Genomic DNA, 21,648 nt, shown 5'->3' with positions numbered 1-21,648 from the left:
TCGCATCAAAGGTTTTGACTGCGATGTTCGCTGTGCTTCTGGTTGTGCTTTGCAGCCTGCTGTCCGACTGCACGACGCTGGACCGCGATGCCCACGCCGATGCGCTGGCGGCTCCGTTCCAACTGCATCGTGAGCAGGTAAAGACGGAGCACTTCGTGTTGACCGCTTTCGTGCGGATGACGCGTGCCGACCAGCCGATCACTGTCTACATCGAGGGCGATGGCCTGGCCTGGATTTCCCGCTCCGAGCCATCGGCCGATCCGACTCCGCGCATGGCCACTGCTCTTGCCCTGGCTGCAGCGGACACGGCACCGAACGTCGTGTATCTCGCCCGGCCTTGCCAGTTCACCCCGATGGCGTTGAACCCGCTGTGTGCTGTGCCGTACTGGACCAGCAAGCGCTTCGCACCGGAAGTCGTGGCATCGATGAACGAGGCCGTGAGCCGGTTCGCAGCGAAGGCGCCTGGCCAGCCCGTTCACCTCGTCGGCTATTCAGGTGGCGGTGCGGTGGCCGTGCTGGTTGCTGCACGGCGCGCGGACATCGCATCCATCCGCACCGTGGCCGGCAACCTCGATACAGAGTTCATCAACCGCCTACACGACGTCTCGGCGATGCCGGAATCGCTGAACCCGATCGATGCGGCGTCGCGTGTGGCAATGGTCCCGCAACTGCATTTCAGCGGCGCGGACGACGCCGTAGTGCCACCGGAAGTGGCGCAGCGTTTTGTGCGGGCGACCGGCGGCCGATGTGCACAGGCCAACATCGTGCCGGGCCTGGACCACGGCGGAGATTGGGCCGAGCAATGGCCGGCGCTGCTTCCGTTGGCACCCGTCTGCAAAGCACGCTAAGGAACAAGGCATGCAACCGGTTCCATCCACACTCTGGCTGACGGGGCTCAGCGCCGCCGGCAAGACCACAGTGGCGCTGGCCGTGGCCGAATCGCTCACAGCACAAGGCGTGCCGTGCCGCGTGCTCGACGGTGATGCCGTGCGTAAGGAGCTCTGCTCGGATCTTGGATTCTCCCGGGCTGATCGCAGCGAGAACGTACGCCGTGTGGCGCAATGGTGTGCGCAAATCAACAACACCGGCACGTGGGCAATTGCCGCCCTGATCTCGCCCTACCGCGATGACCGCGAGCGTGCCCGACAGATTGTCGGCGCGTCGCGCTTTCATGAGGTGCATGTCGCGACGCCGCTGTCCGTGTGCGAGGCGCGTGACCCGAAAGGGCTATACAGGAGTGCTCGCGCTGGAGCGATCTCCAGCTTTACCGGCATCAGCGATATCTATGAGCCGCCACAGGCTCCGGCGTTGTCGATTGATACCGATCGGCAAACGACGCAGGCATGTGTCTTAGCCACACTGGCGTTGCTTGGGATGACTATCGCAAGCGCCAGGCCCCCGGCGCGCCTCGCGTAGGCGCGCAACCTTGTTTGGCGGACGAGTTCGCCAATGCCGTGAGGAACTGATTCCGGTGTAGGGTCAAACTTGGTCCGTCTCGTCGTCGATAGACAAGCCTTGGCGGCGCATCGTACTGGGCGCCACGCCATACCAGCGCTTGAAAGCTTGCGAGAAGGTGGACAAGTCGGCGAAGCCAAGCCGCTCCGCGATCTCGCTGAGCGCAAGCTCACCCTCCTTGAGCAGCGCCTCGGCCATCGCACCGCGTGATTCGGCCAGCAACGCTCTGAAGGTTGTGCCTTCATCGTGCAGCCGACGCTTGAGCGTGCGTTCGCTGGTGTTCATCAGGCGCGCCATGCTGCTTAGCGTAGAAAGCGTGTTGCCTGGCGCTGCGCTCAAGTAATGGCGGATCATTGCCGCAGTGCCCACACGTAGGCGCCGCTCTTCAATGAGACGGCTGCACATCTGCTCACACATCGAAGCCGTGATGGGGTTGGCGTGTGGCAGTGGCCGGCTCAGAAATGTTCGGTCGAACGCAAGACTGTTGACGTGCGCTGAGTATTCCGGCTCCGCTGCGAAGAGCGTCCGGCGCACCGGAGAAGGCTCGCGCGCGAGTGGGGGGCCGGCTCTGAGCGTAAATCGAGACAGTGCGAAGTCATCTCCCCCGATTTCCTGCAGCAAGACCGCGGCGGCGGCCATGTCGCGCTCCACAACAAAACGCTTCACCTCATCGGCGAGTTCCGGCTCGCCAAAACTCAGCACGGCGAGATGGCCCTCTTCGTGATACGTGATCACCGTAAATGCGTAGGTGAGCGGCAGGAAACGCAGGGCTAACGCCATGGCATCGCCCGCTGTGGCGCTGCTGATCAGGCCGTAGCCCCACACCCCATACGCCGAAAAGTGGTAGCGCAGCCCCAGCTCCAATCCGAGCCCCGGCGGATGCTTCAACAGGCGCAGCAGGTTGCTGACCACGCGCAGCTCTTGCGCCGCCGTGACTTCCATATTCGGGTCGGACAGTTGGGCCAGCGACAGCTGCGTGCCGGCCAGCAGCTTTGCCGGCGAAAGCCCGCGCTCCTGCCCGAAATCGACCAGCAAGCGCGCGCTGGCCGGGCTCCGAGTGAACTCCCAGAAACGCATACGGAGAAACCCTTGGGATGTGTCGTTTGGCCCAAATACTAAAACAGTTGTCCCCGCGCACCATTGGTGTTTTCCCATGCCGGAAGCAACATCAAGCCCATCCGATATGCCGCCCCGGTGGTGTTGCACCGCACGCTCCTGACAAGACACAGAGCTTCCCGAGCCCGCAGCGCCAGCCTCGCACGTCGGATCGTCAAGCGGCTGGCGGTTCACAGCGCTTGGCTCAAAAGACATTGTGGAGACAACAACATGGGCAACATCTTCGACTACGTCATTGTGGGCGGCGGGTCCGCCGGCAGCGTCGTGGCAGGGCGACTTACTGAAGACCCGCAGGTGACGGTCTGCGTCTTGGAGGCGGGCGGTGGCGGGAGTGCACCCGTCATCAATGTCCCGACCGGCGCCGTTGCGATGCTGCCGACCAAGCTCAACAACTGGGCATTCGAGACCGTGCCCCAGCCCGGACTCGGCGGGCGCAGGGGATACCAACCGCGAGGCAAGGCACTGGGTGGCTCATCGGCGATCAACGCGATGGTCTACATACGCGGGCATCGCAATGACTACGACGACTGGGCCGCGCGCGGCAATGTCGGTTGGTCATATGAAGACGTGCTGCCGTATTTCCGGCTCAGCGAGCACAACGAGCGGCTCGACAACGCATGGCATGGCCGGGATGGTCCGCTCTGGGTCAGCGACCTGCGCTCTGACAACCCTTTCCAGGCACGCTATCTGGAAGCCGCACGCCAAGCGGGGCTGCCCTTGACGGATGACTTCAACGGGGCAGAACAGGAAGGCGTCGGCATTTACCAGGTGACCCAAAAGCACGGCGAGCGGTGGAGCGCAGCACGCGCCTACCTGCTGCCGCACATCGGGCGGCGGGACAACCTGAGCGTCAAGACGCATGCGCAAGTCCAGCGCATCCTGTTCGAGGGCAACCGGGCCGTGGGCGTTGAAATGCTGCAAGGCGGCCAGCTTCACACCGTGCGGGCACGCCGCGAAGTGGTACTGGCCGCCGGCGCATTCCAGACACCCCAGTTGCTGATGCTCTCCGGCATCGGCCCTTCTCATGAACTGGAACGCCTCGGCATTCAGACGCGCGCGCACCTGCCTGGGGTGGGCAAGAACTTGCAAGACCATCCGGATTTCATCTTCGGCTACCGGGCGCGCAGCCTCGACACGATGGGTGTGTCGATCGGCGGCGGCCTGCGCATGCTGAAAGAGATCCGACGTTTCCGCCAGGAACGGCGAGGCGCGCTCACGTCAAACTTTGCCGAAGGCGGCGGCTTTCTCAAGACCCGCGCCGGGCTCGCGATGCCCGATATCCAGCTCCATTTTGTCGTCGCGCTGGTGGACGACCATGCGCGGTCGTTTCATCTGGGTCATGGGCTGTCTTGCCATGTCTGCCTGCTGCGTCCGCGCAGCCGCGGCTCTGTCACCCTGCAGAGCAACAACCCCCAGCACGCACCGCTGATCGACCCCGCGTTCTTCCAGGCCTCGCAGGATCTGGAAGACATGGTGGCGGGCTTCAAGCTCACGCGCAGGCTGATGCAAGCGCCAGCGCTGGCCGAATGGATCACGAAGGATGTATTCACCGCCAACGTGAACACCGACGACGAGATTCGCGAGGTCCTGCGGCAGCGCACCGACACCGTCTACCACCCGGTTGGCACATGCCGGATGGGCAACGACCCGCACGCCGTTGTAGACCCTCAACTGCGCGTGCGCGGTCTGGAGGGCCTACGCATCGTTGATGCCTCCGTCATGCCCACGCTCATCGGCGGCAACACCAACGCGCCGACGATCATGATTGCCGAGAAGGCGGTCGACATGATGCGGGGCCGCAGCCGGGTTCAGCCAGCGCCACGCGAAGTGGTCTCCGTGCCCGCGCAGTCCCAATTCGATGCCTTGAAGGAAACCAGCCATGCTTTCAGCTAACCCCATCCGCCCGTCCGACGCGGCAACTCCGCACGCAGCCATCATCATCGGATCGGGCTTTGCCGGCATTGGCATGGCCGTGGCGTTCAAGCAAGCCGGGCTGCACGACTTCGTCATCCTGGAGCGGGCACACGACGTTGGCGGCGTCTGGCGCGACAACAGTTATCCGGGGGCGGCGTGCGACGTGCCCTCACACCTGTATTCCTTCTCCTTCGAACCCAACCCGAACTGGTCGCGCACCTTTGCGCCCCAAGCGGAAATCCACGCGTACCTGCAGCATTGCGCGCGCAAATACGCCGTCGAACCGCACATCAGGTTTGGCGCCGAAGTCGCGTGTGCGCAGTATGACGAACAGCATTCGGTCTGGCGGGTCACGCTACAGGATGGGACAACGCTAAGCGCGCCCCTGCTCATCAGCGGCACTGGGCAGTTGAGCCGCCCCGCCTTCCCGCAGTTGCCGGGCATGGAAACCTTCAAGGGGCACACCTTCCACTCCGCGCACTGGGATCACGGCTACGCGCTGTCAGGCAAGCGCGTGGCGGTGGTGGGAACGGGCGCTTCGGCCATCCAGTTCGTGCCGGCCATCGCCGATACGGTGCAGCAACTCACGGTCTTCCAGCGCTCGCCGGCCTACATCATGCCTCGCCCCGATCGCGCCTATCGGCCTTGGGAGAAAGCGGTGTTCCGGGCGCTGCCATGGACGATGAAGCTGCACCGCGCCATGATCTACACGCGCTATGAATCTCGCGCGCTGGCGTTCACGCGCTTCAAGGGGCTTATGCGACTGGCGGTGGGCGTGCCGTTCCGGCGGCTGCTCTCAAAACAGGTTCCCGACGCCGCGCTGCGCGCCAAGCTCAAGCCCGACTATCCGATCGGCTGCAAGCGTATCCTGCTCTCAAGCGAATACCTCGCGGCCATGAGCAAGCCGAACGTTCACCTGGTCACCGAAGGCATCCGCAGGGTGACCCACGAAGGCATCGAAACCGTAGACGGCACGCACCACCCGGTCGACGCCATCATCTACGGCACAGGCTTTGCCGCCACTGAATTCCTCTCGCCCATGCGGATCACCGGGCGCGCGGGTCTGGACCTGAACGATGCCTGGCGACTGGGGGCAGAGGCATACCTTGGCTTGACTGTGCCGGGGTTCCCCAACTTCTTCATGTTGTACGGTCCGAACACGAATCTTGGGCACAACTCCATCGTCTACATGCTGGAGAGCCAGATCGCTCACGTCATCCGCTGCTGCAAGGCGATGACGGCCACCCATACGACCAGTATCGAAACGGATGCGCGCCGCTACCGGCGTTTCAATGCGCACATTCAGCAGCGCCTGGCGAAAACCGTCTGGAGCGGGTGCAAGAGCTGGTACGTGGATGCAAGCGGCCACAACAGCACCAATTGGCCGGGCTTCACGTTGACCTACCGCTGGCTGACCCGGTTTTCGAGCCTGCAGGCATACCGCCTGACGCGAGCGCTGCCAGGACCGGTGGGGCCGACCGACGGCGTTGCCGTGGCCGAACCGCAAGGGTGGTGGGAAGCGGCCAATACATGGTTCCTGCGGAACTTCCTGCGCATCGGTTTTCGCTCGCTCATCGGCCCGCCTTTTGGTGTCACCGTGCAGCGCAGCGTCGTGCGCCTGCTCTCCCCGCTCATGCCGGGTGCGAGCGGGGTGATCCGGTACCGCAACTCGGTCAACAACGTGCCGGTTGAAGTGGTGGCGCCCAAACGCGGCGAGACCGGTGGCGCCATGCTCTACCTGCATGGCGGCGCTTTTTGCCTGGGAAGCCCGTGCACGCACCGCAGCATCACGACCCGCCTGGCGGTGGAATCGGGCATGCCGGTCTGCGTGCCCAACTACCGGCTTGCGCCCGAGCACCCGTACCCTGCCGCGCTGCACGATGCACTGGCGTGCTACGACGCGCTGCGCAGCCAGGGCTATGCCGCAGAGAAGATCGTCGTCGCGGGCGACTCTGCCGGTGGCGCACTGGCCCTGGCACTGTCGCTTGCGCTGCGGGAGCGTGGCGATGCCGCTCCTGCAGGCCTGCTGCTGATCTCACCCGTGACCGATGCCACGTTGAGCGGCGACACGCTGGTGTCTGAGCGCACCCACGATCCAATGATCCGCCGCGGCTGGCTCGAACAAGGATTGCGCTGGTACCAGGCACCCGCCATGGCCGCCGAGCACGCGCCGCTCAAGGTGGATTTGCGTGGCCTCCCACCCATGCTGATCCAAGTTGGCGAACACGAAGTGCTGCGCTCGGATGCCACCCGGCTGGCAGAGCACGCCACGGGCTGCGGCGTGACGTGCCGCATTGAGGTTCACGCTGCGCGCTGGCATGTCTTTCACCTTCAATCGTTTTATCTGCGCTCCGCAGTTGAGGCCCTGCGCACGCTCGCAGATTTTGCCCGCGAGCGGATAGCGAGCGGGGCAAGCGTCGCACGTGCCGACGTGCCGCCGCTTGGATGACCAGGCATGGGGCGTATCACACCGAAGCCGCGACAAGGCGCACTGATTTCCGGTGACCAAGCAAGCCAGACACGCGAGCGGATCGTGGCTTACGCCTTGAAGGCCTTTAACGAGGTCGGTGTGGCGGGCGTCACGACAACCGGCCTCTGTGCGGGGCTCGACATGAGCCCCGGCCATTTTTACTACTACTTTCGCGGCAAGGAAGCGGTTGTGATGCATCTCTTCGATTGCTTCAAACGCGACATGCAGGCGCAACTCCGTGGTCGTCCGGGCGGCGCCCTGTCGGGCGAGCGCCTATCCGAACGCCTGCTCAAGGTTCTCGATTGCGTCTGGGAATATCGGTTTCTTTACCGGGACATGAATGGGCTGATTGCATCAAGCCGGATGCTTGAGCAAGGGTTCAAGGAATTGATCGACCAAAGCGTGCACGCTCTGAGTGCCGCGCTCTGCGTAGACCGATCTGAGCATCAGGGTGGGCCGCGCCTGGCTCAACTGGAAACGGCTTGCCGCTGCGCGGTCATCGTGGCGACGTATTGGCTTTCATTCCAGTTCCTACATAACGCTAGGCAATTCAATGACCGGAACCCTATGACGCACGCGATTCACAAGGCACGCGACCAGATACTGGCATTGTTGCGGCCGTTTCTAGAGACCCCGCCGGACGACGCCTGCGCAGCAGCGTTGGATTGTGCACGGCGCGCGCGCGAGGTCGACGCGTCAGTCTCACCAGCATCATCGAAGCAGCCCGATATTGCGCAGTTTGAATTGAGCCGAGACCATCTTCCTCACCGGGTACGGGCTCGAAAAAGGCATTACGGGTGGCCATAGCGCCCTGGATTCCGAACTGATCGAGTGCTTCAGTGAGGCGTTCGATTACTTCCGGATACAGGCTGTTGATTAGTTCCGGATACTGGCTTGTCTAGGGGCTTTAGCAGGCGAGCAGGCACATGACTAAGGCGAGCGGGTCGATGGCCTATGTATTCGGCGTGGTAGAAGCAATCTGTTGATTAGTTTCGGATACAGCGACCGCGGGAGAGGCATTGTGGCGCACATTGAAGGCGTTCCCTCGCTTGTTGTCCCATTGCGGTTCGTAGAAAACTATCCCCACCGGCGAGCCAGCGGTCGTGGCTAACTACCGATATTTCCGGCCGCGGATCGTATCGTCGGTAATGATGGCAAACGAAAGAGGGTCTTTTTTTTGGGGGGACTTCGCCCAGTGCGACCACAGGCTTACGCTGGGCCCGTCCGGCGGTCTTTCTTGTGGTCCAAATGTTGATCAGTCTGACCGTCCGGGCGGGCCCCGCCTGCTGCCCCGGGTGCGGCTCGTCAGGGCTGAAGTGCAGCGGTAGCGCACGTGGCGTCTGCGCGCGCGAGCATGTGGCGGCGTGTGACGAACATGAGTAGCTCCTGTCAGCGCCTGCAAGGAATCACGGGCACCAGCAGGTACGACGGATGTTCGCCACCCGTGTGGATCATCGTTTGCCCACCGAAGCGCTGGGGTGTGCGGTCCTGCGGGCTGTCATGCAACAGTACTGAGCAGCCGCGCATCTCCTTGCCGTAGATCTGCGGATAGGGCCCGGGCAGGTCATGCTGGAAGTCGGAGCCGCCCACCGTGAGCACGAGCCGCCAGCCGGCCGGAAACACAAAGCACATCGGCAAAATCTCGACTTGTACTTCGTAGACCTGACCCGGCGTCAGCAACTGGATTTCGTCGTGCGCGTGCACGGGGCGGTAGGGCTTGGAGGCTTTCTCGTCCAATTTGCGGTGCGAGACCCGCAACCACCCCTGCGCCAGTGGAGCGTTCGCCTCCACGGCGCCCACGATGAGGTACTCCTTGCCGTCTGGCGCAAAGGCACGCACGGTGAGGAAGAGGTCAATGTCCCGAGCCGTCGTGGAGACGTACAACGTCGCGGCCAGCGGCCCGGTCACCTCGGTGTCGCGCTCGAAGGGCGTCGTGCTGAAGTCCACCTTGCCAGTCAGGCCGTCGTAGGTGGCTGCGGAGCCTGCGGTGGCTTGCTGCGGTCGCAACGCGCCGTGGCTTGCGTCGAGATACAAGCGAGTCCACTCCGTGCGGGCTAGCGGCCACTCTTGTTCGAAGCGCTCGACGAAGCGGTCGACATGGCGCACCTGCATGCGGATCGGCGGCTCGGTGTCCCAGCCATTGTCCTCACCCTTGAGGAAGTAATCGAAGAAGCGCTGCTGGAGCGCGACGCCGTAGTCCGTGTAGAACTCGGTCCAGTGCTCGCGGCCGTGGAATGCCAGCCACTTCTGCTTCGAGGCGGCCCCCAGCCAGCCTTCGACGTTGCCGCGCAGGTGCAGGCCATGGCCGCCCCAGTTGGCGCAACTGAGCACCGGAACCTCGACCGCCGCGAGGTTGGCGCGGCGCCCTTCATAGTAGGGGGCGGTGATGAGCTCCGCGTCCAGCAACTGCGCACCGACGTCCACGCGGTTGCTGAGTAACTCCTCTTCGCTCAGCTCCTCGGGACCGGAAATTGGCACCCCGTTGTTTGGATTCACCCGGCCCCGCGAGCCCAGGCCGTGCTGCACGTTTTCCACCTGCTTGGGATACCAGGCTTCGAAGAAGGTGTTGAGGATGCCGCCATGCCGGCAACCGTCGCGGTAGAAATCCGAGAAGCCTTCGAAGGGGCAGATCGCCGCCAGGTGCGGCGGGCGTTTGGCGGCCGCCAGCCACTGGGTGACGCCGTAGTAGGACACGCCAGCCAGGCCGATCTTGCCGTTGCTCCAGGGCTGCCGGGCTGCCCACTCGATGCAGTCGTGAAAGTCCTGGATCTCGCGCGGCGAGAAGATATCGATGACGCCCGGCGAGCGGCCCGCGCCGCGCGAATCCACCCGGATGCAGATATAGCCCAGGGGCACCCAGCGTTCTGGGTCCGCCGTTTCCCAGTTCGCGTGACGGCCGGAGCTTCCTTTCAGGATTTCCGGCCATTGCGCGACGAGCGACTTCCACTGTGCCGGATAGCCTTCCTGGAACGCCAACCCTTTCCCGTACGGCCCGCAGGACATGAGGACGGGATAGCGCCCTTCGCCCTCCGGCCGAAATACGTCCGCGCGGACGACCGACCCGTCGTCCATGGGAATTTCCACATCCCAATCAACTTGCATGTCTGTCTCCTGAATGGCCGATGTCATAAGGTCAAGTGGTGCCGGACTTATCTCCAAGTCCGGACACCGATGCGTCGTTAGAATTTGTGGCGCATACCCAGCGCAAGCGTGGTGCCGCAGCCTTTACCGGTGATCTTGTCGAGCATCGTCGTTGCGTAGATGTCTGTCCGCTTCGACAAGCTGTAGTCATAGCCGGCGGCAAGTCCATGACGCCGATAGCTCGGCATGACATCGCTGCGCACCCGCGAGGACACTGCGGAGGCCAGGATTTTCCCGCTACCCACCGGAATCTGAGCACCCACTTGGATCGTGTCCGTTGTCATCGACGCCCCGCTCGTGCTGGTGCGTGCATATTCTGTGAGCAACTTGATGGCGTGGAAATCATAGGAGAGCCCGCCAATCGTGGTGGTCTGAGCCCAGCTTCCCGTGGGAAGGCCGGGGCCGATACGCGCTTTCTGGATTGCGAAGGTTGCCGAAAAAGGTCCGCGATCGTAAAGCAACATGCCGACGGCGTTGTTCTGCGTGTTCGTGCCCGGCTGTTCACCTAGGCTATACAAGCCCCGGAAGGAGAATCCGGCTACCTCTGGCGAGTAGTATCCGATGGCATTGCTCCACACCGTGTCGCCAGCAATGTATCTGCCCTCCTGCGGTGTCCACAGCACGTTCAAGAGCGGCGACAGCTTTGTGGACCCCGAAAACACGTCGAAGAGCGCTGTCGCCAGAAACATCGGATTTGCAAGCCGACCGAAGCGAACCTCGCCAAAGCCATTCTCCAAGCCAACGTAAGCATTCCGGGCAAAAAGGCCATCCGAGGGCGCGCGCCCATTGGCGCCCGTATCTGCGAGAAAGAACCCCTCAAGACGGAAGTTCGCCTTCAGCCCCGAGCCGAGATCTTCGGTTCCGGTCATACCCCAGAAGGACGTTGTCAGCCCACCGCTTTGCACGCCGAGCGTCGCTTGTTCACCGCTCAGGTGAGTCACGCCGACATAGGTGTCCGCCAGACCGTACAACTGCAGGCTGTCTGCGTGCGCGGCGCAAGGCAGCGCAAGCAGGGCGAGCACGTAGCATCGTGTCATGCGCCGTGTTTTCGATGGGTTTGTGGGTTTGCTGGCGGCTTTGCCGCTCGGTGCAATGTGGGTCTGTGGTGTCTTTTTCAATTGGTCTCCTCCTTTTATTGACTACGTTCACACCAAAAGAGCAAGGCAGCCCAGCAGGTAAGAAGGCTGACCGGTGACGGCAACCTTTCACCCTGCGAGCTGTGCGAGGTGTTCAGTCTTCGATTCGAGCTGCGCCGCGGCTGACGGCCTGGAGCGGTGCATGTCGTCGCACCGCCAACGCCCGTGGGATCGTTAGTTGAATGCCGGCGGTGGCAGCACGGTGGCGTAGTTGAGACCGAAGCCGATCCGCGCGAAGTCTTGGCGCTCGCACCAGCCGCGGAACACGACCGTGTCCCCGTCTTCGAGGAAGCCGCGCTGTTCGCCGTCACCGATCGGCACCGGCCGCGTGCCCGACACAGTGAGTTCGATCAGCGCCCCGGCTTCGCCGGAACTGGGGCCCGAGACGGTGCCGCTGCCCAGTAGGTCACCGCCCTGGAGGTTGCATCCCCCCACGGTGTGGTGGGCGATCATCTGACCCAACGTCCAGTACTGGTGGCGGAAGCTGGTGCGAGTCAGCGGGCGCGCTTGCTTGCCCTGGGCGAGTTGGCGTGCGCTGAGGATCGACACCTCCAGCTGGATGTCGAAGGCGCCGGCGGCGGCGTTGTCGGCCGAGCACAGATAGTCGAGCGGTTGTGGCCGCTCCGGGGCGCGCGTCCAGCTCGTGCGGTAAGGCAACAGGGCTTCGAGCGTGACGATCCAGGGCGACAACGTGGTTGCGAAATTCTTGGCGAGGAAGGGCCCAAGCGGTTGCATCTCCCAGGTCTGGATGTCACGCGCGGACCAATCGTTCAGCAGGCACAAGCCGAAGATGTGCTCTTGCGCCTCCGCCAGAGGGATGGGCGTGCCGCGTGGGTTACCGGTGCCGATCACCGCGCCCACTTCCAGCTCGTAGTCGAGTCGCTGGCAAGGTCCGTGCACGGGCGCGCCGGCCGGATCCGGACGGGTCTGCCCCATCGGCCGATAGACTTGTTGGCCGCTGACGCCAATCGACGATACGCGGCCGTGATAGGCGATCGGCAACCATTCGAAGTTGGGGTTGACCTCGATGCCGAACTGGCGGCAACAGTTCACCGCGTGGTCGAGTGAGGTGTAGAAGTCCGTGTAGTCGCCGATGCGTACTGGTACTGCGTACTCAGCTTCCGACTGCGGAACGAGTGTCTCGCGCACGCGCTGCTCGTGCGCACTGCCCGATTGCAACAACGCGAAGAGTCCGTGGCGCAGTGCTTGCCAAGCACCGGAGCCCAGGTCGAGCAGCGCGTTCAGAGTCGGTTCCGCCGCAGCCCGCACGGCCACCGCGGCGTGGTCCTGCAGACATGTGGTCGACTGCAGCGCCGCTAGGTCGACGATCTGGTCACCGATGGCGACTCCACCACGCCAGGCTTCGGCATTGTCTTTGCGCCGGAATATGCACAGCGGCAGGTTCTGTAGCGGGAAGTCGCTGACTGGCGCATTGGCCTGCTCTAGCCAGCTGCGGCGGGAGGCATCATGCGTGTGGTTCAGTTCCATGTGTCACCACTCGGCGTTCAGGGCATCGTCGAAAATGGCAACGGCGCGCGTCCAGCCGGCCGAGGCACCGCGAATCTTGTGCGGGAAGCAGGAGATATAGAAGCCGTGCGGCGGCAGCACCTCCAGGTTGTGCAATTTCTCCAGGTGGCAGTAGCCGATGTTGCGGCCCGCCTTATGGCCTTCCCATATCAGCGAGGCGTCATGTGATTCCGCATACTTCTTCGCCGTGTGCACGAACGGCGCATCCCAGCTCCAGGCATCGGTACCGGTGAGGCGTACACCATGCTCAAGGAGGTACATGGTGGCGTCGAGTCCGACGCCGCAGCCCGAGGAAACATAGTCGGTCTGGCCATAGCGCTTTCCGGCGCTTGTGTTGACCACGACGATCTCCAGCGGCTTGAGCTCGTGGTCGATGCGCGCGAGTTCCGCCTTGATGTCGGCAGCGGTGACCACGTAGCCGTCGTCCAGGCCGGTGAAGTCCAGCTTCACGCCTGGCTGGAAGCACCACTCGAGAGGTACCTCGTCGATGGTGATAGCGCGCTCAGGCTCGCCTATCGACTCATTCATCGTGCTGTGGAAGTGGTAAGGCGCATCCAGGTGCGTGCCGTTGTGCGTGCTGAGTTGGATGTGCTCGATGGCCCAGCCTTCGCTCTCCGGCAGGTCGGCGGGCTTCAGCCCCGGGAAAAAGCTCGTGACCTGTTCGGCAGTGGAGCAATGAGATAGGTACTCGATCTTGGGGCCGTAGCCAGGCGGGTCGGAGATGACGTCGTTCTCCAGATAGATCGAAAGGTCGACGAAGCGGCGCGTCATGGTTGAGTGTTCCTTGTTGGCAATGTGCAAGAACGGAGCGCGTGCCAGTCAATGCACGTCGAGGGTAGGGTTGGCGTCACCGCCGGGTAGATGAATGAGATCGCCAGCGGCGCCGATATCCTTGCCTGCCGCGTCGCGTGGCAACAAAGCGACGACCGCAGCGGAAAGCATGAACAGCAAGCCGCACACCGCGATGCATGTGGCAAATCCGAACGCAATCGCGGCTGAACCCAGGGCCAGCGGTGCGACGGCGGAGAAGCCGCGGCCAGCGTTGAAGCAGAAGCCAGCGCCTGTCGCGCGCACGCGGGTGGGAAACAGTTCTGGGAAGTAGGAGCCCACCACGCCGGCGAAGGCCTGGAAGAACGCAAAGACGGGGCCGAGCAGCAGCAAGGTGGTATGGCCCGTTGCGAGCGTGTAGATCGGCAGTGTCAGTCCGCTGCCCACCAGCGACACAATCACCGCGCGTTGTTTGCCGATGCGGTCAGCCAGCAGACCGAAGACCTGGTATCCGACAAACATGCCCACGTTGAGTAGGACCATGAAGCGGGCCATGGTGGCGACATCAAGGCCGCGCTCCTTGACCAGATAGGTCGGCAACCAGGTCGAGGCACCCCAGTATGCGGAGAGCGCCAACGTTGAGGTCAGGGTGCCAAGTACAGTGATTCGCAACAGGCCGGGTGAGAAAATCTCAGCGAGATTGCCCGTTCGGTGGCTGGTTGCGCTGGTGGACGATTTGCTGTGTCGTTGATCGAGCCAGACTTGCGATTCAGGCACTAGTAGCCACACATAGACCATCGCAGTCGCTACTGCCACGCCGCAGACGAAGAACAGAGTGCGCCATCCATACACCGGCAGCACGTAGGACGATACCGCTGCCGCCAGTGCACCACCGACCGAAAATGAGCTGAGCACGAATGCGGTCGCGCGTCCGCGCTGCTGGGCCGGCCAGGTTTCGTTAACGAGGGCTGCTGCAGTGCTCCAGACACCACCCATGCCCAGCCCGGAGAGAAAGCGCAGCGCCAGAATGACGCGCCAGTCGGCAACGCCGGCGATGGTCATAGTCAGCCCACCGAAGCAAGCCAGTGAGAACAGCATGGCGGTCTTGCGCCCCAGCGTGTCGGCCAACCGTCCCAGCACCACACTGCTAAGTCCGACACCAAGCAACGTGGCCGTGGCAAGCAGGCCTGCCTGCGCCTGCGTGATGTGCAACGATGTCGTGATCGCTGGCATGGCGATGGCGAGGACGATGATGTCCACCGCGTCGAACATGTAGCTCAAGAAGCAGCCAATCAGCACACGCCACTTCGAGGAGGCGGGGGTGGGGGTCACGGTGTGGTCTCCTGGTTCGATGCCACTTAGCTGGCGGATGTCGAATGTGAACTGACTGTACGATCGATCAGTTTTTATTTAATGCTGACTGTACGATCGTTCAGTATGGTTTTGCATTGGGGTAAACGTGGTGCGCTGCGAGGGCGGAGTGACGTTCGCTACAATCGAACTTCTTTATTGGGGGGCAGCATGCGGGGCGGAGAAACGCCGAGGGTGGTATCCAAGGCGCCGGGAAAGGCGCGGGCGCAGGCCCGGGCCGAGCCGCAGCCGGCCGGAGAGGTGAGCAAGCGCGAACGGGTGCTGGATGCGGCAGAGCGTCTGTTTGCTGAAGGCGGTTTCGACGGCGTATCGATGCGTGATATCGCCACGGCGGCCGAGGTCGGACTGCCGTTGATCGTCTATCACTTTGAGACCAAGCAAAACCTGTATCGCGCTCTGTTTGAGCGTCGCAAGACCGTGCTCGAGGCCCGGCTAGCGGCCTTGCGGGAGCCTGTCGTCGCTGGCGAAGACCCGCTCGAGCATATCGTCCGTGCCTTCGTCGTACCGATGATGCAACTGCAGACTACGGAGGCCGGCTTGGCCTACGCAAAGCTGGTCGCGCGCGAGGCCTCCGATCCCCGTGAAGCGGAGCGGGGCATCGTTTCGGACTACTTTGATCCGTTTGCGGTGGAATTCGTCCGTGCGATCAGGAAGGCATTGCCGGGTCATTCCGCCAGCTACGCGCACTGGGCATACCTGTTTGCTGTCGGAGCCCTGGTGATGAGTGTGTTCGATCGCCGCATCGAACGTATCTCGGGTGGCAAGGTCAAGGCCGGCGACTTGCGACGTAAGGCGGACTATCTGGTGAACTTCATCGCGGCGGGAATTCGCGCTGGGGCTGGCCGTACGTAGCCGAACGGCGCGGTGAGGCTACTCGTAATGGGAACCGCCCATCGTCTTAGTCCCAAAAAGTCGGAATCAAGAGCGGGACTTGCTGTTGCACGAAATAGTTGGCGGTTTGTTCCTTGATAACGCGGAGCGGCCAGTGCGCGCGCCAATCTACCGAAAAGGTGCCGAGGCATAGGCATGGGTCTAGCGCCCCCCGGGACGGCTGATTGCGCCTATCTATGCTGCATGCGGCGATACTCGATAACCCGTCATAGCCTCATATTCTCCTCATCATCGATTAGTTTCGAATACGCCGGACCCAGTAAGGCTTCACGGGTGGCCCCAGCGCCCTGTATCTCGAACTGATCGACCGGCTTGACGCCGCGTTTTCGGTCGACGCAACTTGTCCACAGCATCGCGCGCACCGCTTGCAGAACCTCCCGCAAGCATTTGACGTACAAGGGTTTGTTGCACGATGTAACAGGCCCCTTCGATGTGGATAACTCACCCCGCGCGCATACGTTTTACGTGATCTGCACGTTTGCACAAACCCGTCAAGCCCTTTTGTGACTTGGGTCTTCGCCGTTTGGGCAGGTTATGCACAGAACATGTGGATAAGTCTGTGGGAAACATCATCCGACCCGCGTGGTGACGGGTTTTGATCGGCGCTGCTCGCGAATGTGGCAGGGGATTGTCGGGAGACGCCGGTCTGCACATTGCAACGATTGATTACAACTTGAAACAGCATATTGAGCGCCCGTTGGCCAGACTTCCGATACGCGATGGCTGATCGCGACCGACGCATTCAAGGAGAAGAACATGGTTCGGGTACTGACGATTCTGCTGGCCGGTGCCACGCTGCTGACTGCAACCGGCTGTGCCGACATGACGGCACGTCAACGTAATACCGCCATTGGTGCGGGTGTGGGTGGCTTGGCCGGCGCAGCCTTGATTGGCGGCCCCGGTGCTACGCTGGGCGGCGCCGCGCTGGGCGGCCTGGTGGGCAACGTATCGACGCGTTGATTTCGGTTCGACCTGGGCGTCGAACTGAAAAGAAACGGACCCGAGGTTAAACCTTTGGTCCGTTTTTTTATGCCTGCGCGCGGCTTCGGGTGCGCAGCAACTCTTCCAGTGCAGACACTTCAAGGGGTCGCCCAAACAGGAAGCCCTGCACTTCGTCGCATGCATGCGCGGACAAGAACGCCGATTGCTCGGGGGTCTCCACACCTTCGGCCGTGACCGTCATGTTCAGTGCGCGGGCCATTGCGATGATGGTCTTGGTGAGTGCCACGCAGTCGGCCACCCCGGGTACGCCGCTGATGAACGATCGATCGATCTTGATGTTGTGGATCGGCAAGCTGCGCAGATACGACAGCGACGAGAACCCGATGCCGAAATCATCGAGCGAGATGCGCACGCCCCGCGCGGCCAGACTCATCAGCAGACGCTGTGTCGATTGCCGGTCGGCCAGCAGCACGCTTTCCGTCAATTCAAGCTCCAGTCGGCCCGGCGCCATGCCTGAGGACTTGAGTGCCTCGTCGACGTCGCGCTCGATCACGCCGGCATCGCACTGCCGCGCGGACACGTTGACCGCCATGCGGCCCGTGAAGCCGAACTTGCGCGCCCATGCCTCGCCCTGCGCGCAGGCTTGCATGAGCGCCCAGCGGCCGAGTTCGAGGATGTAGCCCGACTCCTCCGCCACGTCGATGAACTCGGTGGGCGACACCGCGCCCAGCTCGGGGTCGGACCACCGCATCAGCGCTTCGACCGCCACCAGTTCGCCAGATTCCAGCGCGTACTTGGGTTGATACACCAGCCGCACCTGACCGCGCCCCAGCGCACGCCGCATGCGCTCGTTGAGCGTGAAGCGGCGCAGCATCTGTGTTTCCAGCGCGCGCGAATACCGGGTGATGCGGTTGCGACCGTTTTCCTTGGCGCGGTACATGGCGGCTTCAGCATGGCTGACCAGCGAAGCCGCATCGGCGCCGTCTTCCGGGTAGGCCGCCACGCCAATGCTGGCTGACAGATGCACCTCGCGCTCGCCGCCGGTAAAGGGGCGGGCCAGTGCGTCGAGCACCTGTTGCGCGAGCGTGTCGGCGGCAGTCGGGTCATCGATGGCCACGCAGAACTGGTCGCCACCCAGGCGGGCCAGCAACGCGCGCTGGCCCGCCTGGGTGCGGATGCGCTGCGCCGCCATGTTCAGCACCTGGTTGCCCACGTGGTGCCCCATCGCCTCGTTCACGGTTTTGAAGTGGTCCAGCCCGATATACAGCAGCGCTGATTCCCCCGTGGACGGCAGCGTCAGCCGCGCATCGAGCCGCTCGATGAACGCCGCCCGATTGGGCAGACCCGTGAGCGAATCCTTGGTCTCCAGCAGGCGAAGTTGCTCGTAGGCGGACCGCTCGGCCGTGATGTCGGTAAAGATGACCAGCACCGCATGCGGTGATGCGCTGTCTGGCGAGAACATCGGCAGCACCGATTCACGCAGCCACACGATCTGCCCATTGCCAGCCGGCACGCCCACGACGACGTTGCTGATCGCGCGCCCCGTGCGGGCGGCCAGCGTGGAGGGCCATGCGGCGCGCGGCAGGATGGCGCCGTCTTCGCCCAACATCATGTCGTTCAGTGCCACACGCGGGCGGCCTTTCCATGACGGGCCCGACATGCGCAGGATCTCGGCCGCGCTGCGGTTGTACGACAGCACGCGGCCATCGGTGGACAGCGTCAGCACGCCCTCGCTCAAATGATTGACGACCAGCCGGTACTGATCGCGCAGCTCGCGGGACTGGCGATATTCATTCTCCAGGCGCAGCAGCTTGACCAGCGCGGCGATGTAGCGGCCGCACTCGGCGCGCAACGTTGCGTCGTCGGTCGGGTTGGCCGTTGGGAAGAAGAGGCAGAGCAGATCATCGGCGACGGCCATGCCGCCATGCTGCGCCGGGATACGGCACAGCCATGTCGGCTGCGCGGTATCCAACACGCGCACGAGCGCTTCGCGCACAGCTGTGGGCGCATTGGTTTCGCGAATCAGCTCGATGGGCGCCAGCTCATTGAGCAGTGGCGCGATGCGTGCCAGTTCGATATCGAATTCACCCTGCGCTGCGGTGGCCAGGTGCGCTGCACGATCGTCGCGCAATGCCAGCTTCGCCCGGGCGCGCTGCGTGCCATAGAGCCTCGCGCGCCCGGAGACGACACGCACCACCACGCAGAGCGTCGATGGCAACGCTGCTTCCAGCGCCCGCAGCGCAGCATGCAGCCGCTCGCCCAGCGAGGCGGCGGACGGCAGTGTGGAAAGCAGATGATCGAGATGCTCGTGCGGCAGCGCGGCACCAATGGCCTCGGCGCTGAGCACGCGTTCGCCGGCCTTGCCCGGCAGCTGCGCATCGAGCGGCAGCGGCAAGCCGTGCACGACAACCTGCTGCGCCGGCAGCCCGTCAAAGCGGGTTGGCGTGACCGTCAGCCGAACGCTGACCACCTCGTTGGAGTCGCCTGCGCAAAGGGCGGAGACAAGTTGCGCCGCCGACGTGGCGCCAGCATCGGGCGGGCTTGCATCGGCGTCGCCGCCGGTATGGGTCTCGAGCCAGGCGGGCACGTCTTGGAAGAAGCGCGAAAAGGGCTCGCCGAGCAGTTGGTCGGACGAAAGCGCCCGCACCATGCAAACGCCGGCTGCATTGGCAAAGACGATGCGGCCTTCGAGCACCACATAGAGCGGAACCGGAAGGCTTTGCGCCGACAACGGGTAGGAAATTTCGTCTGGCATCCCACGCTCCAACCTGAGGTATTGCCCAATATCTCACTCAGCATGGACCTCGGGCGACGCTGGCCACGAGAACGCCGGCTACCGGAAGCCGAGGGCAATGCTCTTCATGATGCGCAAAAGTCGTGCGCGGCGCAAAGCCTAGTTTGTGGCCGATACAACACATTGCGGATTTGGTTTGTCGGTCCCGATGTTGTTCGGGTGGGTGGCGGGTTTCAAATCGGTTTGCCGTGGCTTGGCTGGCGGCGCTGGTTCCATTTCGGAATCCCGGCCATTTCCACTTTCCTGCACGGTGAAGTGCTGATCGATCCAGCGATGCGTCAGTGCCAATCCGATTGCACACATCAAAACGCATGTTCCCATTGTCAGGATCAAATAAGCGCTGATCCGTTCGACAGAACATTCGGGAAAGAAAAGCGTCGCGGCAACAAACAGGGAGCCGACCAGCGCGCCAAAGACCAAAAGCAGAGAGTAAAAACGACGTGGCAAGAGCGAATTCATCGTTGTCTCATCCAACTGCAACCTGGGAGGTGGTGCTTTGAATCGTTTTACGACCAAGCCAAATTGGCATGCCATGGCGAGCGCCATTGCGGTGCAATGGCACACCTGGGCGGCGGCTTGCGTATGAATTGATATTGCGTTTGCTGTACTGCTGCGATGCTGCAGAGTGAAGCTTGCGACAAAAGCCGGAATTGCGGGACCCGGCGGCGCTTGCTATGGTGGTGGCACTGAAATGCAGCGCGATACCAGTTTGCGGCCTTGCATGATCGCGTACGCTAATCCGACACGTCAATCCGACTCTCCGGTTGAAACTGAGCATCCGGTGTGTCACGAGTTGATTCCCGGCTTAGTGGCGCGGTTTGAAGGGGCAGGATCAAAAACGTTGAAATTTGATTTCAGTTATGAATACAATTGATCTAATATCTGATCCACACCAGACTTCACACCAGAATCTATTGGGAGCGCATATGGCGACATACAAGGAATTGGTTGCACAAAAGGCCAAACTGGAAGAGCAGATCGAAACTGCGCGTGCCAAGGAGCTGGAAGCGGTGATCCAGCAAGTGCGCCAGACGGTTGCCGAATATGGCCTGACGGCTGAAGACCTGGGCCTGGCTCAGCGTCGCGGCCGCCGTGCCGGTGCGAAAGCGCCGGTGCCGGCCAAGTACCGTGACCCGAAGACGGGCGCAACGTGGTCCGGCCGCGGCCGTGCTCCGGCCTGGATCGGCAAGAACCGCGATAAATTCCTGATCGCCTGATCTGCCAGGCTCTGCCTGACGCGCGCGCAAGCGTGCAATGCAAATGGCCCACCTGCCCGGTGGGCCATTTGCATTGCTGCGCCCGATGATCGTTCCTGTATAACGACGGCATGACGCCACGCCTGCCCAAATACCTCGAACTGGCCGACCGCATTCGGCTCGACATCCTGCACGGAACGCTGCCGGCGGGCAGCATCGCGCCCAGCGAGAACGAAGTCGCCCAGCGCTACGGCGTATCGCGCTTGACGGCGCGCCGCACGCTGAATGAACTGGCGGCGCGCGGGCTGCTCCGGCGCTCGCGGGGGCAGCGGAGCGTGGTGCTCGATCGCGTGGGACCGCATCGGCCGGTGCTGTACGCGCCGGGCCAGTCCGACGCAGCGCTGGAATACGTCCCGGGCGCCGTCTATACGGTCAGTGCATTTCGGCTGGAGGCGGCCGACGAGACCGTGGCCGCAGCGCTTGATCTGGCGGTGGGCGCGCAGGTGGCGTTTGTCGAGCGGCGTGCCCAGGTAGACGGGCAGCCGATCATGCTGCTGCGCACGTGGCTGACGTCCCGGCTTGCGGCGATGCTTGAGGCGCGCGACTTTGAAGATCGCCTGTTCGTGCAGGTCTTCCAGCGCGCCAACCTGACTATCGCGCGCTCACGCGAGGCGCCGCTTGCCTGTGTGTCCGATGCCCACCAGGCTGCGCAGCTCGGTGTGGAAGCGGGTGTGCCCCTGGTGCGCGTGCGCCGCATCGGCTACAGCGTGGCCGACGTGCCGATCTCCCTCACGTACTGCGATTTTTCCCCCGAGCGCTACACGCGCGAAGTCGACATCCGCGTGCTCCAAAACGACTGAAAGCGCACTGCGCCAGACCGGTGCAGAAACGGCGCCACACACCCCGCGATGGGGACTTGTCCGCCTA

17 protein-coding genes are annotated in these 21,648 nt (G+C 63.1%); 9 read left to right on the top strand and 8 right to left on the bottom strand.

The features are described 5' to 3' along the window. Positions 1 to 23: 23 nt before the first annotated feature. Together ACCD03_RS00215 and cysC are read left to right on the top strand one after the other, a co-directional pair. Positions 24 to 848, top strand: coding sequence for an alpha/beta hydrolase (locus ACCD03_RS00215; RefSeq protein ID WP_413410423.1), 825 nt, complete (start codon positions 24 to 26; stop codon positions 846 to 848). Between the two features lie 10 nt (positions 849 to 858). Next, positions 859 to 1,416 (top strand): adenylyl-sulfate kinase, encoded by a 558-nt coding sequence (cysC, locus tag ACCD03_RS00210; protein WP_413410422.1) that lies wholly within the window; start codon positions 859 to 861, stop codon positions 1,414 to 1,416. A 63-nt stretch (positions 1,417 to 1,479) separates the two neighbouring features. Here the strand turns inward: cysC and ACCD03_RS00205 are convergent, their stop codons facing one another. Then, on the bottom strand, positions 1,480 to 2,532 hold the full coding sequence (locus tag ACCD03_RS00205; RefSeq protein ID WP_413410676.1) for an AraC family transcriptional regulator: 1,053 nt from the start codon (positions 2,530 to 2,532) through the stop codon (positions 1,480 to 1,482). Between the two features lie 249 nt (positions 2,533 to 2,781). Here ACCD03_RS00205 and ACCD03_RS00200 point away from each other — a divergent pair, with 249 nt between their 5' ends. The 3 genes from ACCD03_RS00200 to ACCD03_RS00190 are packed head-to-tail and all read left to right on the top strand — an operon-like array spanning position 2,782 to position 7,762. Next, complete coding sequence (locus ACCD03_RS00200; protein ID WP_413410421.1) at positions 2,782 to 4,464, top strand: GMC family oxidoreductase; 1,683 nt, start codon at positions 2,782 to 2,784, stop codon at positions 4,462 to 4,464. After that, positions 4,451 to 6,934 (top strand): flavin-containing monooxygenase, encoded by a 2,484-nt coding sequence (locus ACCD03_RS00195; protein WP_413410420.1) that lies wholly within the window; start codon positions 4,451 to 4,453, stop codon positions 6,932 to 6,934. Before ACCD03_RS00200 ends, ACCD03_RS00195 begins: the two co-directional genes overlap by 14 nt. 6 nt (positions 6,935 to 6,940) lie before the next feature. Further along, a complete protein-coding gene (locus ACCD03_RS00190) occupies positions 6,941 to 7,762 on the top strand; it encodes a TetR/AcrR family transcriptional regulator (protein WP_413410419.1) in 822 nt (273 codons plus the stop codon). Between the two features lie 582 nt (positions 7,763 to 8,344). Here ACCD03_RS00190 and ACCD03_RS00185 read toward each other — a convergent pair. The 5 genes from ACCD03_RS00185 to ACCD03_RS00165 all read right to left on the bottom strand — a co-directional run bounded on the left by ACCD03_RS00185 (position 8,345) and on the right by ACCD03_RS00165 (position 14,859). Further along, positions 8,345 to 10,057: a CocE/NonD family hydrolase gene (locus tag ACCD03_RS00185; protein WP_325650683.1), complete on the bottom strand. Its 1,713-nt coding sequence runs from the start codon at positions 10,055 to 10,057 to the stop codon at positions 8,345 to 8,347. Positions 10,058 to 10,134: 77 nt separating this feature from the next. Continuing rightward, the gene (locus ACCD03_RS00180; RefSeq protein WP_325650681.1) at positions 10,135 to 11,214 is read right to left on the bottom strand and encodes a porin; all 1,080 of its coding nucleotides are present in this window, start codon (positions 11,212 to 11,214) and stop codon (positions 10,135 to 10,137) included. A 192-nt stretch (positions 11,215 to 11,406) separates the two neighbouring features. Then, positions 11,407 to 12,720 carry a fumarylacetoacetase gene (fahA, locus tag ACCD03_RS00175; RefSeq protein ID WP_413410418.1) on the bottom strand — a complete coding sequence of 438 codons (1,314 nt, stop codon included), beginning with the start codon at positions 12,718 to 12,720 and terminating at the stop codon, positions 11,407 to 11,409. A 3-nt stretch (positions 12,721 to 12,723) separates the two neighbouring features. Continuing rightward, complete coding sequence (locus ACCD03_RS00170) at positions 12,724 to 13,530, bottom strand: cyclase family protein (RefSeq protein ID WP_413410417.1); 807 nt, start codon at positions 13,528 to 13,530, stop codon at positions 12,724 to 12,726. Between the two features lie 48 nt (positions 13,531 to 13,578). Next, entirely contained in the window at positions 13,579 to 14,859 is a 1,281-nt protein-coding gene (locus tag ACCD03_RS00165) for an MFS transporter (protein WP_413410416.1), read from the bottom strand. A gap of 279 nt (positions 14,860 to 15,138) precedes the next feature. Here ACCD03_RS00165 and ACCD03_RS00160 point away from each other — a divergent pair, with 279 nt between their 5' ends. Next, positions 15,139 to 15,750: a TetR/AcrR family transcriptional regulator gene (locus tag ACCD03_RS00160; protein WP_325650719.1), complete on the top strand. Its 612-nt coding sequence runs from the start codon at positions 15,139 to 15,141 to the stop codon at positions 15,748 to 15,750. A 795-nt stretch (positions 15,751 to 16,545) separates the two neighbouring features. Continuing rightward, positions 16,546 to 16,749: a hypothetical protein gene (locus ACCD03_RS00155; RefSeq protein WP_009277078.1), complete on the top strand. Its 204-nt coding sequence runs from the start codon at positions 16,546 to 16,548 to the stop codon at positions 16,747 to 16,749. 67 nt (positions 16,750 to 16,816) lie between these two features. Here the strand turns inward: ACCD03_RS00155 and ACCD03_RS00150 are convergent, their stop codons facing one another. After that, on the bottom strand, positions 16,817 to 19,486 hold the full coding sequence (locus tag ACCD03_RS00150; RefSeq protein WP_413410415.1) for an EAL domain-containing protein: 2,670 nt from the start codon (positions 19,484 to 19,486) through the stop codon (positions 16,817 to 16,819). Positions 19,487 to 19,624: 138 nt separating this feature from the next. After that, positions 19,625 to 19,984 carry a hypothetical protein gene (locus tag ACCD03_RS00145; RefSeq protein WP_413410414.1) on the bottom strand — a complete coding sequence of 120 codons (360 nt, stop codon included), beginning with the start codon at positions 19,982 to 19,984 and terminating at the stop codon, positions 19,625 to 19,627. A gap of 467 nt (positions 19,985 to 20,451) precedes the next feature. Here ACCD03_RS00145 and ACCD03_RS00140 point away from each other — a divergent pair, with 467 nt between their 5' ends. Both ACCD03_RS00140 and ACCD03_RS00135 read left to right on the top strand, forming a co-directional pair. Beyond that, the gene (locus tag ACCD03_RS00140; RefSeq protein WP_004631395.1) at positions 20,452 to 20,742 is read left to right on the top strand and encodes an H-NS family nucleoid-associated regulatory protein; all 291 of its coding nucleotides are present in this window, start codon (positions 20,452 to 20,454) and stop codon (positions 20,740 to 20,742) included. Between the two features lie 110 nt (positions 20,743 to 20,852). Beyond that, complete coding sequence (locus ACCD03_RS00135; protein ID WP_413410413.1) at positions 20,853 to 21,581, top strand: GntR family transcriptional regulator; 729 nt, start codon at positions 20,853 to 20,855, stop codon at positions 21,579 to 21,581. Positions 21,582 to 21,648: the final 67 nt, after the last annotated feature.

The organism is Ralstonia sp. Ralssp135 (genome assembly GCF_047304345.1).
Lineage (GTDB): Bacteria > Pseudomonadota > Gammaproteobacteria > Burkholderiales > Burkholderiaceae > Ralstonia > Ralstonia chuxiongensis.
This window is presented reverse-complemented; position numbering and strand designations above follow the sequence as displayed.

Excerpts from the sequence above, each read along its gene's own strand:
- ACCD03_RS00215 (WP_413410423.1), top strand. The coding sequence starts at position 24 with ATGTTCGCTGTGCTTCTGGTTGTGCTTTGCAGCCTGCTGTCCGACTGC.
- cysC (WP_413410422.1), top strand. The coding sequence starts at position 859 with ATGCAACCGGTTCCATCCACACTCTGGCTGACGGGGCTCAGCGCCGCC.
- ACCD03_RS00205 (WP_413410676.1), bottom strand. The coding sequence starts at position 2,532 with ATGCGTTTCTGGGAGTTCACTCGGAGCCCGGCCAGCGCGCGCTTGCTG.
- ACCD03_RS00200 (WP_413410421.1), top strand. The coding sequence starts at position 2,782 with ATGGGCAACATCTTCGACTACGTCATTGTGGGCGGCGGGTCCGCCGGC.
- ACCD03_RS00195 (WP_413410420.1), top strand. The coding sequence starts at position 4,451 with ATGCTTTCAGCTAACCCCATCCGCCCGTCCGACGCGGCAACTCCGCAC.
- ACCD03_RS00190 (WP_413410419.1), top strand. The coding sequence starts at position 6,941 with ATGGGGCGTATCACACCGAAGCCGCGACAAGGCGCACTGATTTCCGGT.
- ACCD03_RS00185 (WP_325650683.1), bottom strand. The coding sequence starts at position 10,057 with ATGCAAGTTGATTGGGATGTGGAAATTCCCATGGACGACGGGTCGGTC.
- fahA (WP_413410418.1), bottom strand. The coding sequence starts at position 12,720 with ATGGAACTGAACCACACGCATGATGCCTCCCGCCGCAGCTGGCTAGAG.
- ACCD03_RS00170 (WP_413410417.1), bottom strand. The coding sequence starts at position 13,530 with ATGACGCGCCGCTTCGTCGACCTTTCGATCTATCTGGAGAACGACGTC.
- ACCD03_RS00155 (WP_009277078.1), top strand. The coding sequence starts at position 16,546 with ATGGTTCGGGTACTGACGATTCTGCTGGCCGGTGCCACGCTGCTGACT.
- ACCD03_RS00150 (WP_413410415.1), bottom strand. The coding sequence starts at position 19,486 with ATGCCAGACGAAATTTCCTACCCGTTGTCGGCGCAAAGCCTTCCGGTT.
- ACCD03_RS00145 (WP_413410414.1), bottom strand. The coding sequence starts at position 19,984 with ATGAATTCGCTCTTGCCACGTCGTTTTTACTCTCTGCTTTTGGTCTTT.
- ACCD03_RS00140 (WP_004631395.1), top strand. The coding sequence starts at position 20,452 with ATGGCGACATACAAGGAATTGGTTGCACAAAAGGCCAAACTGGAAGAG.
- ACCD03_RS00135 (WP_413410413.1), top strand. The coding sequence starts at position 20,853 with ATGACGCCACGCCTGCCCAAATACCTCGAACTGGCCGACCGCATTCGG.